The sequence below is a fragment of the Modestobacter versicolor genome (genome assembly GCF_014195485.1).
GTDB classification, from domain to species: domain Bacteria; phylum Actinomycetota; class Actinomycetes; order Mycobacteriales; family Geodermatophilaceae; genus Modestobacter; species Modestobacter versicolor.
This window is the reverse complement of sequence record NZ_JACIBU010000001.1, coordinates 705,834-721,168: the sequence shown is the minus strand read 5'-3', so window position 1 is coordinate 721,168 and position 15,335 is coordinate 705,834. Positions and strand designations below refer to the sequence as shown.

Annotated in this window: 20 protein-coding genes; 8 read left to right on the top strand and 12 right to left on the bottom strand. The window is 75.7% G+C overall.

The genetic code is table 11. The features are described 5' to 3' along the window. Positions 1 to 23: 23 nt before the first annotated feature. The 4 genes from rpsR to FHX36_RS23330 are packed head-to-tail and all read right to left on the bottom strand — an operon-like array spanning position 24 to position 838. Positions 24 to 248, bottom strand: a complete 225-nt coding sequence (gene rpsR / locus FHX36_RS03475; protein ID WP_258373060.1) for a 30S ribosomal protein S18 — start codon at positions 246 to 248, stop codon at positions 24 to 26. Further along, positions 245 to 532: a 30S ribosomal protein S14 gene (gene rpsN, locus FHX36_RS03470; RefSeq protein ID WP_425487825.1), complete on the bottom strand. Its 288-nt coding sequence runs from the start codon at positions 530 to 532 to the stop codon at positions 245 to 247. The genes rpsR and rpsN overlap by 4 nt, the downstream gene beginning before the upstream one ends. Before the next feature lie 16 nt (positions 533 to 548). Further along, complete coding sequence (gene rpmG, locus FHX36_RS03465) at positions 549 to 716, bottom strand: 50S ribosomal protein L33 (protein ID WP_110554442.1); 168 nt, start codon at positions 714 to 716, stop codon at positions 549 to 551. Continuing rightward, on the bottom strand, positions 716 to 838 hold the full coding sequence (locus FHX36_RS23330) for a hypothetical protein (RefSeq protein ID WP_258373092.1): 123 nt from the start codon (positions 836 to 838) through the stop codon (positions 716 to 718). The genes rpmG and FHX36_RS23330 overlap by 1 nt, the downstream gene beginning before the upstream one ends. Before the next feature lie 90 nt (positions 839 to 928). Here FHX36_RS23330 and mrf point away from each other — a divergent pair, with 90 nt between their 5' ends. The 4 genes from mrf to FHX36_RS03445 are packed head-to-tail and all read left to right on the top strand — an operon-like array spanning position 929 to position 3,029. Beyond that, a complete protein-coding gene (mrf, locus tag FHX36_RS03460) occupies positions 929 to 2,209 on the top strand; it encodes a ribosome hibernation factor-recruiting GTPase MRF (RefSeq protein WP_221202758.1) in 1,281 nt (426 codons plus the stop codon). Continuing rightward, on the top strand, positions 2,209 to 2,475 hold the full coding sequence (locus FHX36_RS03455) for a type B 50S ribosomal protein L31 (RefSeq protein WP_110553098.1): 267 nt from the start codon (positions 2,209 to 2,211) through the stop codon (positions 2,473 to 2,475). The genes mrf and FHX36_RS03455 overlap by 1 nt, the downstream gene beginning before the upstream one ends. Before the next feature lie 3 nt (positions 2,476 to 2,478). Then, positions 2,479 to 2,640: a 50S ribosomal protein L32 gene (rpmF, locus tag FHX36_RS03450; RefSeq protein ID WP_110553097.1), complete on the top strand. Its 162-nt coding sequence runs from the start codon at positions 2,479 to 2,481 to the stop codon at positions 2,638 to 2,640. Next, complete coding sequence (locus FHX36_RS03445; protein ID WP_183513490.1) at positions 2,637 to 3,029, top strand: hypothetical protein; 393 nt, start codon at positions 2,637 to 2,639, stop codon at positions 3,027 to 3,029. Before rpmF ends, FHX36_RS03445 begins: the two co-directional genes overlap by 4 nt. Positions 3,030 to 3,038: 9 nt before the next feature. Here the strand turns inward: FHX36_RS03445 and FHX36_RS03440 are convergent, their stop codons facing one another. Beyond that, complete coding sequence (locus FHX36_RS03440; protein WP_110553095.1) at positions 3,039 to 4,463, bottom strand: NADP-dependent succinic semialdehyde dehydrogenase; 1,425 nt, start codon at positions 4,461 to 4,463, stop codon at positions 3,039 to 3,041. Positions 4,464 to 4,674: 211 nt separating this feature from the next. Between FHX36_RS03440 and FHX36_RS03435 the strand changes: the two genes are divergently transcribed. Next, on the top strand, positions 4,675 to 6,504 hold the full coding sequence (locus tag FHX36_RS03435) for an alkaline phosphatase D family protein (protein WP_220036008.1): 1,830 nt from the start codon (positions 4,675 to 4,677) through the stop codon (positions 6,502 to 6,504). Between the two features lie 44 nt (positions 6,505 to 6,548). Here FHX36_RS03435 and FHX36_RS03430 read toward each other — a convergent pair whose 3' ends face one another. The 4 genes from FHX36_RS03430 to FHX36_RS03415 form a co-directional block, all read right to left on the bottom strand. Next, a complete protein-coding gene (locus FHX36_RS03430) occupies positions 6,549 to 7,655 on the bottom strand; it encodes an NAD(P)-dependent alcohol dehydrogenase (protein WP_110553094.1) in 1,107 nt (368 codons plus the stop codon). Positions 7,656 to 7,804: 149 nt separating this feature from the next. Further along, entirely contained in the window at positions 7,805 to 8,155 is a 351-nt protein-coding gene (locus tag FHX36_RS03425) for a hypothetical protein (protein ID WP_110553093.1), read from the bottom strand. A 9-nt stretch (positions 8,156 to 8,164) separates the two neighbouring features. Further along, positions 8,165 to 9,232, bottom strand: coding sequence for an SDR family oxidoreductase (locus tag FHX36_RS03420; RefSeq protein ID WP_221202757.1), 1,068 nt, complete (start codon positions 9,230 to 9,232; stop codon positions 8,165 to 8,167). Positions 9,233 to 9,294: 62 nt separating this feature from the next. Next, positions 9,295 to 10,239: a helix-turn-helix transcriptional regulator gene (locus tag FHX36_RS03415; protein ID WP_183513489.1), complete on the bottom strand. Its 945-nt coding sequence runs from the start codon at positions 10,237 to 10,239 to the stop codon at positions 9,295 to 9,297. A gap of 106 nt (positions 10,240 to 10,345) precedes the next feature. On the opposite strand from FHX36_RS03415, the gene FHX36_RS03410 reads away from it, so the two are divergent. After that, complete coding sequence (locus FHX36_RS03410; protein ID WP_110554275.1) at positions 10,346 to 10,762, top strand: VOC family protein; 417 nt, start codon at positions 10,346 to 10,348, stop codon at positions 10,760 to 10,762. Here FHX36_RS03410 and FHX36_RS03405 read toward each other — a convergent pair. Next, a complete protein-coding gene (locus FHX36_RS03405) occupies positions 10,743 to 11,099 on the bottom strand; it encodes a TFIIB-type zinc ribbon-containing protein (protein ID WP_246405401.1) in 357 nt (118 codons plus the stop codon). The two genes, FHX36_RS03410 and FHX36_RS03405, sit on opposite strands and share 20 nt — an antisense overlap. A gap of 75 nt (positions 11,100 to 11,174) precedes the next feature. After that, positions 11,175 to 11,420 carry a hypothetical protein gene (locus FHX36_RS03400; protein WP_110554273.1) on the bottom strand — a complete coding sequence of 82 codons (246 nt, stop codon included), beginning with the start codon at positions 11,418 to 11,420 and terminating at the stop codon, positions 11,175 to 11,177. A 98-nt stretch (positions 11,421 to 11,518) separates the two neighbouring features. Here FHX36_RS03400 and FHX36_RS03395 point away from each other — a divergent pair, with 98 nt between their 5' ends. Next, positions 11,519 to 12,610 (top strand): DUF3616 domain-containing protein, encoded by a 1,092-nt coding sequence (locus tag FHX36_RS03395; protein ID WP_110554272.1) that lies wholly within the window; start codon positions 11,519 to 11,521, stop codon positions 12,608 to 12,610. Position 12,611: 1 nt separating this feature from the next. On the opposite strand, the gene FHX36_RS03390 is transcribed toward FHX36_RS03395, so the two are convergent. Then, positions 12,612 to 13,466 carry a hypothetical protein gene (locus FHX36_RS03390; RefSeq protein WP_183513488.1) on the bottom strand — a complete coding sequence of 285 codons (855 nt, stop codon included), beginning with the start codon at positions 13,464 to 13,466 and terminating at the stop codon, positions 12,612 to 12,614. Positions 13,467 to 13,610: 144 nt separating this feature from the next. On the opposite strand from FHX36_RS03390, the gene FHX36_RS03385 reads away from it, so the two are divergent. Further along, entirely contained in the window at positions 13,611 to 15,335 is a 1,725-nt protein-coding gene (locus FHX36_RS03385) for an amidase (RefSeq protein WP_183513487.1), read from the top strand.

Sequence of the window (15,335 nt, the reverse complement as noted above, 5' to 3'; positions counted from 1 at the left end):
GCATGGGGGTGGAGGCCGCGGCCTCAGCGACCGCGCGACGGGTACGGGAGCAGCGCCATCTCCCGGGCGTTCTTGATCGCCGTCGTCACCTGGCGGTGTTGCTGCGGGGTCAGCCCGGTCACCCGGCGGGCGCGGATCTTGCCGCGGTCGGAGATGAACGTGCGCAGCTGCGTCACGTCCTTCCAGTCGACCGGACCGTCGAGCCGGCGCTTCTTCCGCGGCCGGACCGGCCGCGCGGCGGGGGTCACCAGCTGCTCTTGGTGATGCCGGGCAGCTCGCCGGCGTGCGCCATCTGCCGGAAGCGCACGCGGGACAGGCCGAACGTGCGCAGGTGCCCGCGGGGGCGCCCGTCCGCGACGTCGCGGTTGCGCAGCCGGGTGGGGCTGGCGTCGCGGGGCAGCCGCTGCAGCGCGGCCTGCGCCTCGGCCCGCTCCTCGGGGGTGGCCGCCGTGCGAGCCGCCTGCTTGAGCTCGGCCCGGCGCTCGGCGTACCGCGCGACGACGTCCCGGCGCTGCCGGTCCTTGGCGATCATGGACTGCTTGGCCATCTCAGCGCTCCTCGCGGAAGTCGACGTGTCGGCGCACCTCCGGGTCGTACTTGCGCAGCACCAGCCGGTCGGGGTCGTTGCGGCGGTTCTTGCGGGTCACGTAGGTGTAGCCGGTCCCAGCCGTCGACCTCAGCTTGATGATCGGGCGGACGTCGTTGCCGCGGGCCATCAGCGCCCGGCCTTGCGGGCGTCGCGCCGGCGCTCGGCCCGGTTGCGGCGGTCGACCGCGCCGGGGGCGGGCGGGGTGGCGGGCTCGGGCGTGCAGCTGGTCGACGAACAGCAGTCGGACATCGTGCTCCTCGGGTCGGGGCTCCTCCGCGGAGCCGGACGAGCGACAACCTAACTGACAACGGTTCTCGTTCTCGCAGTAGGGTGTCCCTCGTGAGCCAGACCCGGACCCCCCTCGTCCTCGTGACCGGCCTGCAGCCCGCGCTGACCGCGCGGGCCGCGCAGGACCTGCTCCACGCCGCCCCCGGGACGGTGCTCGTGCACCACGACGTCCGAGAGCTCGGCCAGGGCGTCGTGCTCCGGACGCTCCGCGAGCCGGGACCGGCCGGGGTGGTCGAGCACCGCTCCGCGATCGAGCTCGCGCACGGCTGCCTGTCCTGCACGCTGCGGCTCGACGTGCTGCCGCTGCTCCGGTCGCTGGCCGCCCGGCCCGACGTCACCCGGATCGTGCTGCAGCTGGACCCGGCCCTCGAGCCCGAGCACCTGTGCTGGGCGATCGCGGAGGTGCTGCTGGACGACGAACCGGTCGGCGAGCCCGAGACGGCCGCGGACTGGGTCGAGGTGGAGGCGGTGGTCGCCGCGCTCGACGCGGCGACCTGGCTCGGCGACGCCTCGGGCGAGGAGACGATGGCCGACCGTGGCCTGGCCGCGACCGCCGACGACGAGCGGACCGTGGCTCACGTCGTCGTCGGTCAGACCGCCTTCGCCGACGTGCTGCTGCTGGCTGGTGAGCCGGACGACGCCTGGGCCGCGGCCCAGCTGGACGCCGTCCTCGTCCGCCTCTGCCCCAGCGCCGCGCGGCTCCCGCTGGGCGGCTGGCAGCCCGGGCCGGTGCTCGCCGGGCTGGGCGCGGAAGCCCGGCGCGGTCGGCTGCCCACGCCGCACGACCCGCTGCTCGCCGGCCAGCCCCCGCTGGACGAGGACGCCGGGGTGTCGCTGGTGCGGTTCGAGGCCGACCGCCCCCTGCACCCGGAACGGCTGCACGAGGCGATCGACGCCCTCCTCGACGGCGTCGTCAGCAGCCGCGGTCGGCTGTGGCTGGCCACCCGCCAGGACCGCGCGCTCTGGCTGGAGTCGGCCGGCGGTGGGCTCCAGGTCGGGGACGCCGGACCGTGGCTGGCCACGCTGCCCGACGACCCGGAGCTGTGGGCCCAGGTCGACCCGCAGCGCGCGGCCGCCGCCGCCCTGCGCTGGGACCCGCTGCACGGTGACCGGGCCAGCCAGCTGGTCGTGCTGACGCACCGGCAGGCACCGCTGGCGATCACCGCGGCGCTGTTCTCCGCCGTCCTCACCGACGACGAGTACGCAGCCGGCCCGGAGGTCTGGGCGACCTGGCCCGACCCCTTCGGCGACTGGCACGACGACCCCTGCGAGGCATCCGGCCCCGCGGACGACGCAGACCTGCACCTCACCGACCGAGAGGACCGAGCCTGATGAGACACGGCATCCACCCCGAGTACCGCACCGTGGTGTTCCGGGACACGGCCAGCGGGGCGACCTACCGCACCCGCTCCACGGTCAGCACCGACCAGACCATCGACCTGGACGGCGAGACCCTCCCGGTGGTCAACGTGGAGATCAGTGCGGCGTCCCACCCTTTCTGGACCGGCAACCAGCGCGTGCTGGACACCGCCGGCCGGGTCGAGCGGTTCCACCAGCGCTACGGCAGCATCGCGCGGCCGGCGCGGAAGCAGGGCTGACCGGTGGCCGTCCCGAAGCGGAAGACGTCCCGGTCCAACACCCGGTCCCGCCGCGCGCAGTGGAAGGCCACCCCGGTGCCGCTGGTGCCGGTGACCGTGAACGGCGTCGTCCGGCTGGTGCCGCAGAAGCTCCGCCGGGCCGCCGAGCGGGGCCTGCTGCCGTGACCGACACCGGCGGGCCGCTGGTCGCGCTCTGCGTCGGGCACCGCTGCGCCGCGCTGCGCCGGCTGGCCGGCACCGCGGACGGCGTCGACCGGGTCGCCGAGGCGGTCCGGTCGACGTCCGGGGCGGTGCTGGTCACCGCCGGCTGCCTGGGCGGGTGCGACCGCGCGGCGCTGGCCGCCCTCGCCCGGCGGGCGCCCGGCACGGGGCAGCCGGGGCCCGCCGTGTGGCTGTCGGAGGTGCAGACCCCCGAGCGCACCGCGGGCCTGGTCGCCTGGGTGACCGCCGGCGGGCCGGGCGTGGGTGGTGCGGGCGCCGGCCCGCTGCCGGCGAGCCTGCGCACCGCCGTCACCGGGGTCGGGCCGCCGGTCCGCGTCGGCCCGCCCCGTTGATCCCGCGGGTCACTCGTTCGCCGAGCCCGCCGAGGCGCCCTGCTCCTGCTCGCTGCTGGGCGCCCCGACCCACACGGTCTTCGCGTTCATGAACTCGCGCATGCCCAACTCGGTCAGCTCGCGGCCGTAGCCGCTCTGCTTCACCCCGCCGAAGGGCAGCTGCGGGTAGCTCGTCGTCATCCCGTTGACGAACGCCATGCCGGCCTCGATGTCCCGGACGAACTGCGCCCGCTCGGCCTCGTCCTCGCTCCACAGGTTGGACCCGAGCCCGTACGGGTGGCTGTTGGCGATCTCGATCGCCTCGTCCAGGCTCTGCACCGTGTACAGCGCGGCGACCGGGCCGAACACCTCCTCGGCGTGCACCGCCATCTCGGACGTGACGCCGGTGAGCAGGGTCGGCTCGTAGAACCAGCCGGGCCGGTCGACGCGGTGCCCACCGACGACCGCGGTCGCGCCCTTGCCGACGGCGTCCTCGACGTACTCGACGACGTCCTGCAGCCCGGACTCGGTGGCCAGCGGGCCGACCTGGGTGTCCGGGTCCATCGGGTCGCCCACGGTCAGCTCGCCGATCTTCTCGGCGAACAGCCGGGTGAACTCCTCGGCGACGTCGGCGTGCACGAAGAACCGCTTGGCCGCGATGCAGCTCTGCCCGTTGTTCTGGTTCCGGCTGGTCACCGCCACCGCAGCCGCGGCCGCGAGGTCGGCCGAGGGCATCACGATGAACGGGTCGGAGCCGCCGAGCTCCAGCACGGTGGGCTTGAGCGCGTCGCCGGCGATCGCGGCCACCGACTGCCCGGCCGGGGCGCTGCCGGTCAGCGTCGCGGCGACCACCCGGTCGTCGCGCAGCACCCGCTCGATGGTGGCCGAGCCGATGAGCAGGGTCTGGAAGACGTCGGCGGGGAAGCCGGCCCTGCGGAACAGCTCCTCCATGTACAGCGCGGTCTGCGGCACGTTGCTGGCGTGCTTGAGCAGCCCGACGTTGCCGGCCATCAGCGCCGGGGCGGCGAAGCGCATCGCCTGCCACAGCGGGAAGTTCCACGGCATCACCGCGAGCACGACGCCCAGCGGCTGGTAGGTGACGTAGGCCTGCCGGGCGCCCACCGCGTCGGCGTCCAGCTGCTGGGGCTCGAGCATCGCCGGGCCGTGGTCGGCGTAGTAGCGCAGCGCCGTGGCGCACTTGGCCACCTCGGCCTTGGCCGACGCCAGCGTCTTGCCCATCTCGGTGGTCATCAGCTCGGCGACCGCGTCGGTGTCGGCGTCCAGCACGTCGGCGGCCGCGCGCAGCCAGCCGACCCGGTCCTCGACCGAGGTCAGCCGGTAGCTGCGGAAGGCGGCCGCGGCGCGGGCGATCTTCTCCTCGAGCGCGTCGTCCGGCAGCGGCTCGTAGGTCTTCAGCACCTCGCCGGTGGTGGGGTTGGTGGTGGCGATGGCCATGGGGGCTCCCGTCGGTGGGCGGAGGGTGCGGTCCGGACGGCGGCGCTCGCTGCGCAGGGCGCTCGGGCGGTCGGGACGCGCACCGCGGTCTCCCTCCCCTGCCCGGCGGTCGCGCCCGGAAAACGAGCGGTCGGCCACCGGCCAGGGCCGCGACCGCCGTTGTTCACCCGGCACCCGCCCGGGCGTCGCCCGGCCCGGACACAGTCCAGGCATGGCCATCGAGACGCCGCTGTCCCGCAGGACGATGCTCAAGGGCGGGGCCGTCGCGGCCGCCGCGCTCACCCTGGGTGGGCTCACCACCGAGGAGGCCCGGGCCACGGTCGACGAGACGGCCCGGTCGGGGGTGTTCGGCTTCGGCATCGCCAGCGGCGACCCGACCGCCACCGAGCTGCTGCTGTGGACCCGGGTGACGCCGTCGCCGGACGCCACCCCGGGCAGCGGCCGCGGCCGCCGGACCCGGGTCATCTGGGCGGTCGCCGCCGACCCGGGCTTCCGCAAGATCGTCAGGATCGGCACCACCACGACCGACGCCTCGCGTGACCACACGGTCAAGGTCGTCGTCTCCGGCCTGACCCCCTACACCCGGTACTACTACCGGTTCGCCGCGTGCGGTGCGATCTCCGGGATCGGCCGCACCCAGACCGCTCCCGACGAGCCGGGCCGCACCCACGCCCTGCGGCTGGCGTTCGTCAGCTGCAGCAACTACACCGGCGGGTACTTCACCGCCTACCGGGGGCTGGCCGCCCGCGACGACCTGGACTTCGTGCTGCACCTGGGCGACTACCTCTACGAGTACGGCAACGACGAGGACCGCTACGGCCCCGCCGAGCTGGCCGGGGTGCGCGACCACCAGCCGGCCACCGAGGTGGTCACCCTCGCCGACTACCGGCTGCGCCACGCGCTCTACAAGACCGACCCCGACCTGCGCGAGGCGCACCGCCGGCAGCCGTGGATCGTGGTCTTCGACGACCACGAGATCACCAACGACGCCTACGACACCGGCGCGGAGAACCACGAGACGCAGGACGACCCGGACACCTCCTACACCGGCCCCGGCCAGCCGGCGGGCACCCGTCCCGAGGGCGACTTCCTGGCCCGCCGGGCGCTGGCGTTCCAGGCCTACCTGGAGTGGATGCCGATCCGCGAGCCGGGGAGCTGGCAGCCCCAGCCGCACCAGGGCACCCAGTTCTTCCGCCGGTTCAGCTTCGGCGACCTGGCCGAGCTGTCGGTGATCGAGACCCGGCAGAACCGCAGCCAGCAGGTGCCGACGACGGCGGCGAGCACGCTCAACCCGGCGCTGACCGACCCCGCCCGGCACCTGCCCGAGCCGCAGCAGCTGGACTGGCTCACCCGCGGGATCACCGGCAGCAGCAAGGCCTGGCACCTGGTCGGCAACCAGACGGTGCTCACCCGGGTGTACGCCCTGCCGCGGGCCGGGGTGCTGCCCGGCCAGGTGTTCAACACCGACCAGTGGGACGGCTACCAGGCCGACCAGCGGGCGCTGCTGGACGCGATGGCCGCCGGTCGCACCGACCCGGTCGTGCTCACCGGCGACATCCACTCCTCGTGGGCCAACGACCTGCCCCGGGACACCACCCGCTACCCGCTGGACCGCAACTCCGTGGGCGTGGAGTTCGTCTGCCCGTCGGTGACCAGCAACGGGTTCAAGGAGTCGCTGGGCTCCGCGGCCACCGCGCAGGCCGCGACCGCCGCCTTCCAGGCCGTGAACCCCTGGGTCCGCTACCTGGAGGGCATCGGCCACGGGTTCACCGTCCTGGACGTCACCCCGGCCCGGGTGCAGGCGGACTTCTTCTTCATCCGCAGCGGAGGCGACAAGGGGCTGCTCGTCGACCCGCGGCTGGACCCGCAGGCGACCGTCGGCTACGAGACCTCCTACGTCTCGACCAAGGGGTCGCGGCAGGTCACCGGCCCGGCCGGCCAGCTCGGCCGGCGGTCCGACGAGCCGCGGACGGCGTCGGTGCCGCGCGGCGGCTGGCGGGACGTCGTCGAGTTCGAGCGGGCCGCGGCCAGCACCCGGTAGGCCGGTGGCGGCCGGCACCCACCCGGGTGCCGGCCGCCACGGCATCAGCCCTGCGGCATGGTGATGACCGGCTTCACCACGGCGCCGCTGTAGGAGGCCTCCATGGCCTCGCCGATCCGCTCCAGCGGGAAGCGCTCCACCAGCCGGTCGATCGGGAAGCGCCCGGCGGCGTAGAGGTCCATCAGCCCACCGATCAGCCGCTGGCTGCGGCCGCTGCCGCCCAGCGTGCCGACGATCGACTTCCCCCACAGCGTGGTCATGTGGTCGGCGCTGAACTCGGCGCCGGCGGGGGCGCCACCGATGAGGATCGCCTGACCGCGCATGCCGACCGAGTCGATCGCCTGCCGGACGACGGCGATGATGCCGGTGCACTCGACGGCGAAGTCCGCCGGGCCGCCGCAGATGTCGGCGACCGCCTGCACCGGGTCGGTGTCGGTGGCGTCGATGACCTCGGTGGCCCCCAGCTCGCGGGCCAGCTGCAGCCGGGAGGCGTGCCGGTCGACGGCGATGATCGTGCTGGCCGGGGAGTTCCGGGCGGCCATGACCGCGGCCAGGCCGACCGTCCCGGCGCCGTAGACCACGATCGAGGAGCCGGGCAGCGGGCGCGCGGTGTGGAAGACGGCCCCGGCGCCGGTGGCCAGCCCGCAGGCCAGCGGTCCCATCAGGTCGACCGGCAGCCCGTCCGGGACGGGCACCAGCGAGGTGGCCGTGGCCAGCGAGTGGGTGGCGAAGGAGGACTGGCCGAAGAAGGCACCGGCCACCGGGTCGCCGCCCGTGGTGCGCAGACCGGAGTTGCCGATCGGCCGCTGCCCGCTGAAGCACAGCGCGCCCAGCTGCAGGCAGTACCGCGGCTCGCCGTCCAGGCAGTTGCGGCACTCCCCGCACCACGGCCAGCCCATGACGACGGCCTGGCCCTCGCGCACCGAGGTGACGCCGTCCCCCACGGCGACGACCGTGCCGGCGCCCTCGTGGCCCAGCACGCCGGGCAGTGGGAACGGCAGCTCGCCGTCGCGGGCCAGGCCGTCGGTGTGGCAGAAGCCGGCGGCCGCGACCCGGACCAGCACCTCCCCGGGGCCCGGGTCGTCCAGCTCGACGTCCCGGACGACGAACGGGGTGTGCTGCTCTTCGACGACGGCGGCGGTGATCCGCATGTGCGCTCCTGCACCGGGTGTGCCGGCCGGCGGCCGCCCGGTGCCCGCGGGCCCGCCGGGCGCCCGGCTCCGTCGCCGGGGCGCTCCCGCAGTCTGCCGACGCGGGGGCCCGGCCGCGTCCCGGCTTCCGCTGGGCGGGCCGGGCTGCGTCAGCCCCGGGCGGCGTCCAGGCGCTCCAGCAGCTGGTCGGCGGCCCGCTCGATCTCCGGGTGGTCGTTCTGGGCGGCCCGCTGCTTCGCGTGGATCAACGCCGCCCGGTTGACCCGGCTGAAGTCGCCGTAGGGGAACCGGTACCGCCCCTTGGTGCCCTCGCCCTTGGACTCGTCGACGGCCAGGTGCCACTGCGCGTAGCCCTCCTGGCCCTCGTCGTCCCGCTCCTCGTTCTGCTCCGCAGCCGAGGGCGCAGCCTGGGACCACTCGGTGTCGGCGTCGTACTCCCCGGCGTCGATGAGCTCCCGGGCATGGGCGACGCCGGCCTCGTTCACGGTGTAGTCGGGCATGCCGCTCCCCTACCCGGCCAGCGGCGGGATCACCTTCCGCGCCGCCAGCTGCTCGAACAGCTCCAGGAACCGGTCCTCGGTGTCCAGGCAGTCGGCGAACCCGGCCTGGCGCAGCTTGATCGTGGAGCTGACGTTGTCGAAGCCGGAGGTGAGGATGAACTCGCCGAACTCCCAGCCGACCAGGTCCTCGTACGGCGTCGGGACGAGGTCGTGCCGGGCGGCCAGCCGCTCCCAGACGTCGCGCCGGTCGGCCATCGCCTCGGCCAGCGGCACCGGCTGCGGCTCGGCGTGCTCCATGCCGAAGGCCCGGGCGAACGCAGGGAACAGGTGCCGCCACCGCACCTGGTCGCCGTTGGTCACGTTGTAGACCTCGCCGTCGGCGGCCGGCTCGTCCCCGGCCCACACGGTCGCCCGGGCCAGCAGCTCGGCGTCGGTGACCTGGTACAGCGCGTCGTAGGCGGCGAGGCTGCCGGGGAACCGCAGCGGCTGGCCCAGCTCCCGGCTGATCGCCGCGTAGACGGCGAGGACCATGAGCAGGTTCATCGGGTTGCCCACGGCGTACCCGATCACGCCCTCGGGCCGGAACACGGTGAGCCGGAACCCGCGCTCGGCGGCGACCTCGCGGAGCAGGTCCTCCTGGTCGTAGTAGAAGTTCGGCTGGACGATCCGCGGGTCGCGCTCCTTGGCCGGGGTGTTGAAGAACCCCATGTGCGCGCCGTAGGCCTTGCCGCCCTGGTAGAGGGTGACGTGCTCCAGCGGCGCCCCGGCCGCGGCCAGCCCGTCCAGCGTGTTGCGCAGCATCCCGACGTTGACCTCCGAGAGCTCCCGGGCGGTGGGGCGCTCGGCGTAGGCCCCGAACACCAGGTGGGTCACGTCGCCGGCCTCGGCCAGCCCCGCCCGGGACGCCCCGGGGTCGCGCAGGTCGACGGCGAGGTGCTCCCAGCCGGTCTCCCGCGGCGCCCGGCGGCTCAGCCCCCGCACCCGCCGGCCGGGGTCCTTCGCGTGCTCGGCGGCGGCGTGCGCCCCGATCACCCCGCCGGCCCCGGTCACCAGCACGCTGCCCTGTCCTGCCACCACTGCACCCCTCCGTCGACGTCGTCCCGGGATGCCCCATGCCCGGCCACCGCGCGGCGAACCGGTCAGCTGCTGTGGCGCTCGACCAGTTCGGCGCCCAGCCGGGCCAGCTCGGCGCGCACCTCGGGCGGCTCGACCACCTCCACCGCGCCGCCGAACCCGGCCAGCTGCTCGGCGACCGACCGCGCGGTGTGCGCCGCGACCCGGACCCGCACCCGCCCGTCCTCGGCCGGCTCGTCGCCGGTGCAGTGCCGGCCGAGGACCCGGCGGAGCACCGGCAGCAGCCGGGCCGGCACCAGCACGGTGGCCGCGACCGTCGACCGGCGCCCCTCCATCTCGGCCACCACCTGCTCCCACACCTCGGCCAGCCGCAGGTCCGCCGGGCGCTCGGCCGGCTCGTCGGTCACCACCGCGGCCACCACCCGGTCCAGCCGGAAGGTGCGCTGCCCGGCCGGGGTGCCCGCCACGAGGTACCAGACGTCGTCCTTGTCGACCAGGCCCCACGGGTCGACCAGCCGCTCGGCCGCGGACCGGTCGCGGCCGCGGTAGGTGAGCCGCACCCGGCGGCGCCGGACGACGGCGGACTGCAGCGCGTCGGCCAGCTCGGGACGGCGCCGGTCGCCCGCTCCCCAGCCGGCGGCGTCGACGACCACGGCCTCGGCCGCCGCCTGGGCGCCGGCCCGGAAGGTGCCGGGGAGCGCCCGGAGCAGCTTGCGCAGCGCCGTGCGGGCCTCGGGTGCCGCCCCGGCCGCCGTCCCGAGCAGCGCGAACAGCGCCTGCGCCTCGGGCTCGGTCAGCCCGGTGAGGTCGGTGCGGGCCCCGCCCACCAGCGACCAGCCGCCGCCCCGCCCGGCCTGCGGGTACACCGGGACGCCGGCCGCTGACAGCGCCTCCAGGTCGCGGCGGGCGGTGGCCACCGAGACCTCCAGCTCGGCCGCCAGCTCCGCGGCCGTCACCCGGCCGCGGGTCTGCATCAGCAGCAGCACTGCCACCAGCCGGTCCGCCCGCATGCGCAGAGGATGCCGCGCAAAGTGGTCAGGAGGTGAGCACTTCAGCGCGGATCGTGGACCTCGACACCCCAGCGGCTCCCCCGCCGCCCCGACGAGAGGCACCCCGATGCTGCGAGAACTGGCGACCGTCTCCTTCTACGCCGACGACCTGGCCGCGGCCGGCCGGTGGTACACCGAGCTGCTGGGCATCGAGCCCTACTACTCGGTGCCCGGCTACCTGGAGTTCCGGGTCGGCGAGAGCGAGGACGAGCTCGGCCTGATCGACGCCCGCTACCGGCGGACGCCGGCTCCGGCCACGCCGCCGGACGCCGTCGTCTACTGGGACGTCGACGACCTGCCGGCCGCGATCGAGCAGCTGGTGGCGCTGGGCGCCACCGCGCACGAGCCGCTGACCGAGCACGGGGACGGCTCGGGCTTCGCGACCGCCTCGGTGGTCGACCCGTTCGGCAACGTGCTCGGCGTGATGGTCAACCCGCACCACCGGGAGATGCGGGCCGCCCGGATCAGCCGAACAGCTCGCTGATCAACGACTTCTTGCGCGGCTTGCTGCCGTAGGAGCCGTGCGAGGAGCTCGAGCTGCTGCGCACCTGGCCGAGCACCTCGCTCACCACCGCGCCGAGCGAGGCCGCCGGCTGGGCCTGCCCGTGCGACTGCTGCGGGTGGGTCGCCTGCGGGTGCGAGAACGGCTGCTGGTGGCTCGACTGCTGCGGCGCGGCCGCGGCCGGCGGCGGGGTGGCGGCCCCGCCGTGCCATGCGTTCTCCGCGTCGACCAGGCGCTCGAGCTCACCGCGGTCCAGGAAGATCCCGCGGCAGTCCGCGCACTGGTCGACGTGGACGCCGTTGCGCTCGTACGTGCGCATCGTCCCCTGACACTTCGGGCAGACCAGGTCCATGCGCGGCCAACGGCGACGGCCGCCGCACGGTTCCCCGGGGTGTCAGTGCCGGTCCGCCCGGTGGGCGGGGCGGGGTCGCGCCGCCTCGTCGCACCGCTCGCGCGAACGGGTCTCGGACAGGTAGTGCTGGACCGCCCCCGGCGTCGCCCGCGCCCCGCGGGCGGCGACGTCGTGGCGCGCCTCCCACTCGGCGATCAGCTTCTCCGCCGGGGTCATCGTGAGCGGGTCCGGGGCGGGCCGGCGGCGCCGGTCGTCCGGGCTCGGGTTCGGGTTCGCAGAGCTGCTCATGGCACTGTCCCTCCGGGAGCATGCGTGCCCTGCCATGGTCGCCCCGCCGGCGGGTGCGCGGAAGGGGGCCGTGCGCGCGGCGTGCCAGGGTGGTGGGCGTGAGCATCGAGCACACCGTCCGGCTGTCCTTCTCCGCGGACGCCCGCGCGGCCAGCACCCACACCAACCTCTCCGCGGTGCGCAGCGACGGCCCGGTGCTGTGGGTGGCCGGCGACGAGACCGCGACGATCGAGCGGCTGGTCGCCGACGACCCCGACCGGCCGCGGGAGTACGCGGGGCAGACCAGCTTCCGGCTCGCCGACCTGGTGCCGCTGCCCGGCGAGGACGCCGACGAGGAGGCCGACGTCGAGGGGCTGGCCCGGCACGGGCACTTCCTCTGGGCGGTCGGCTCGCACAGCCTGCGCCGGCGCCAGGTGAAGGCCCGGCACAGCGGGGAGAAGGCGCTGCGCCGGCTGGCCCGGGTCACCGGGCAGGCCAACCGCCAGGTGCTGGTGCGGCTGCCGGTCGCCGACGTCGACGGCCTGCCCACCCCGGTGCGCGAGCTGACCGTCGACGGCCGCACGCACGTCGCGGCGGTGTTCGGGAGCTCCGGCCGCGACCTGCGCGACCTGCTCGCCGACGACGAGCACCTGGCGCCGTTCCTGCCGATCCCCGGCAAGGACAACGGCCTGGACGTCGAGGGCATCGCGGTGGCCGGCGAGCGGGTGTACCTCGGCCTGCGCGGGCCGGTGCTGCGGGGCTGGGCGGTGGTGCTGGAGCTGCGCCCGGCCGTCGACCCCGACGACCCCGCCCGGCTGCTGCTGCGCCCGTTCGCCGACGGCCGCCCCTACCGCAAGCACGTGCTGCGGATGGCCGGGCTGGGCGTGCGCGACCTGTGCCCGCACGGCTCGGACCTGCTGGTGCTGGCCGGCCCGACGATGGACCTGGACGGCCCCGTGCACGTGTTCCGCTGGCACGGCGCGCTGACCGCCGACACCCCGCAGGTGGTGCGGGACGAGCTGCTGACCCGGGAGGTCGACCTGCCCTTCGGCGTCGGGGTCGACCACGCCGAGGGCATCGGGCTGGTCGCCGACGGCCCCGGCGGCGCGCAGCTGCTGGTCGTCTACGACAGCCCGGCGCCGGATCGGCTGCACGAGCACGGCGTCACCGCCGACGTCGTCCGGCTGCCCGGCGCGGGCACCGGCGGCTGAGTCAGAGCCCCGGGCCGAGGGTGGCGAGGGTGGCCCGCACCTCGGCTGCGGTCACCGGCTCGACGGGCAGGTGGGCCAGCAGCGCCGGCACCTCCTCCGGCAGCAGCCCCTCGGCCAGCAGCACGTCGAGCAGCCGGTCGGCCTGGGCCAGCGGCACCGGCAGCGTGAGGCCGGAGCCCTGCAGCGCGGCCTCGGCGAGGAAGAGCGCCCCGGCCAGCTCGTCGGGGCGGCCGGGCTCGGCCGGCCGGACCGGGGGCGGCGCGGCCGCCCGGGTGACCGCCTCCGCGGCCCGGACCAGCGACAGCGGCAGCCCCTCGGCCTCCACCTCGACCAGCGGCACGGCGCCCAGCGCGGCGAGCACCAGGTGCTCGGCGTCGATCCGCAGCGGCGCCTCCCACTCCGCCACCCGGACCACCTCGACCAGGTCCGCGCCGTCCTCCCCCAGCTCGTCCAGCAGCTCCGACCAGGCGGCGGCCCTGGTGTCGCGGGCCCGCTCGGCGGCCTGCACGCAGGTGGCCAGGACGAAGGGCTCGACCACCTCCCGGTCGAAGTGCTCGGCGATCAGCGTGCCGTCGGCGGTGACCGAGTTCAGCGCGTCCTGGAAGCTCCCCGGGCGCGCGTCACCGAGCTCGAGCCGGCCGTCCTCCTCGCCGCTGAGCAGCTGACCGGTCGCCGCGCGGGCGCCGATGGTCAGACCGGTGGTGACCACCCGCCCACGCACCCGCAGGTGGTGCGGCTGGTCGGAGAGGCCGACCGCCCAGGCGCAGGCCTCGGCGATCAGCGCGGGGGTGCGCTCGCGCAGCACCTCCCGGGTCAGCAGGGCCAGGGGGTCGGGGCCGAAGTCGCTGTCGAACACCCCTCCACCATCCCCCGCCGAGCCGCCGCCGTCCCGTCGTCGGCGCGATCCGGTGCGCCCGCTGTGCGTTGACCCAGCGGCGGCCCAGCGACGGGCCTAGCGTGCGGGGCACCGCGACAGCCGCACGCGTCCACGGAGGAGCCCATGCGCGCCGAGTCCCGCCCCCGCCCGCTGCGACGGAGGGCCGCGCTCACCGCCGCCGTCGCCGCCGCCCTCCTCGTCCCGGCCAGCACGGTGTCGGCCGCCCCCGGCGACCCGGGGGTGCTCGGCACCGCCGCCGGCGCGGCCGGCTCGGGCACCCTGCCGCTGCGCGACCTGGACCTCGACGCGCTGACCATCCCCGAGCTGCAGGACCGGATGGACGCCGGGCGGCTCAGCTCGGTGGTGCTCACCGGGGCCTACCTGGCCCGGATCGTCGCGCTGGACGACGAGCTCGGCGCCGTGCTCAGCGTCAACCCGAAGGCGCTGGAGGACGCCGCGGCCAGCGACCGGACCCGGCAGCGGAAGGGCCCGCGCAGCCCGCTGGAGGGCATCCCGGTGCTGCTCAAGGACAACGTGGACACCGAGCAGATGCCGACCACCGCCGGCTCCCGGGCGCTGCTGGACAGCGAGCCGGACGACGCGACGATCACCCGGCGGCTGCGCGAGGCCGGCGCGATCGTCATCGGCAAGGCCAACCTCTCGGAATGGGCGAACTTCCGCGGCGCGGACTCCACCAGCGGCTGGAGCGCCGTGGGCGGTCAGACGGCCAGCCCCTACGTGCTCGACCGCAACCCGTGCGGCTCGTCGTCCGGCTCCGGGGTCGGTGTCGCCGCCTCGCTGGCCCAGGTCGCGATCGGCACCGAGACCGACGGCTCGATCGTCTGCCCGGCCGGCCAGAACGGGGTCGTCGGGCTCAAGCCCACCCTGGGGCTGGTCAGCCGCGACGGCATCGTGCCGATCTCCGCCGAGCAGGACACCGCCGGGCCGATGGCCCGGCACGCCGTCGACGCGGCGATCCTGCTGCAGGTGGTCGCCGGCACCGACGACGCCGACGCCGCGACCGCCGAGATCCCCGCCGACCTGGACGCCGACTTCGCCGACCTGGACCTGGACGCGCTGCAGGGCGCCCGGATCGGGGTCTGGACGCTGACCCCCGAGCAGGCCGCGCAGGTCGAGGACGACACCGAGGCGGTGTTCGCCGCAGCGGTGAAGCAGCTCGAGGCCGCCGGCGCCACCCCGGTGCCGGTGCAGCTCGCGTACCAGGACGAGATCGGGGCCGGCGAGACCCCGGCGCTGCTCGCGGAGTTCAAGCGCGACGTGAACGCGTACCTGGCGCAGACCCCCGGGGAGCACCCGGCGGACCTGGCCGGGCTGATCGAGTTCAACGCGCAGGACCCGGTCGAGCTGGCCTACTTCGGCCAGGAGCTCTTCGAGCAGGCGCAGGCGGCGACCGTCCCGGCCGAGGACCCGGCGGTCCAGGCGACCCGGGACCGGATCCGGCAGCTGGCCCGCGCCTCGATCGACGAGGTGCTGGCCCAGGGGCCCGGCCCGGAGGACGACCTGGACGCCGTCGTCGGGCTGACCAACACCCCGGCCTGGCAGACCCGGTACCAGAGCGTGGACGGGCAGGCCGACGCGTTCGTCTACAGCACGTCCGGCCCGGCCGCGGTCGCCGGCTACCCGAACGTGTCGGTGCCCGCCGGGTTCGCCGGGCTGCGCGGCGCGCTGCCGGTGGGGGTGTCGTTCTTCGGCGCCCGCTGGGCCGACGCCGAGCTGCTGGACATCGCCGCGGACTTCGAGGACCAGGCCGCGGCCCGGGAGGAGCCGGGCTACCTGCCCACCGTCGGGGCCGACCCGCAGCCGGACAACCCCCAGCCGGGCACCTGA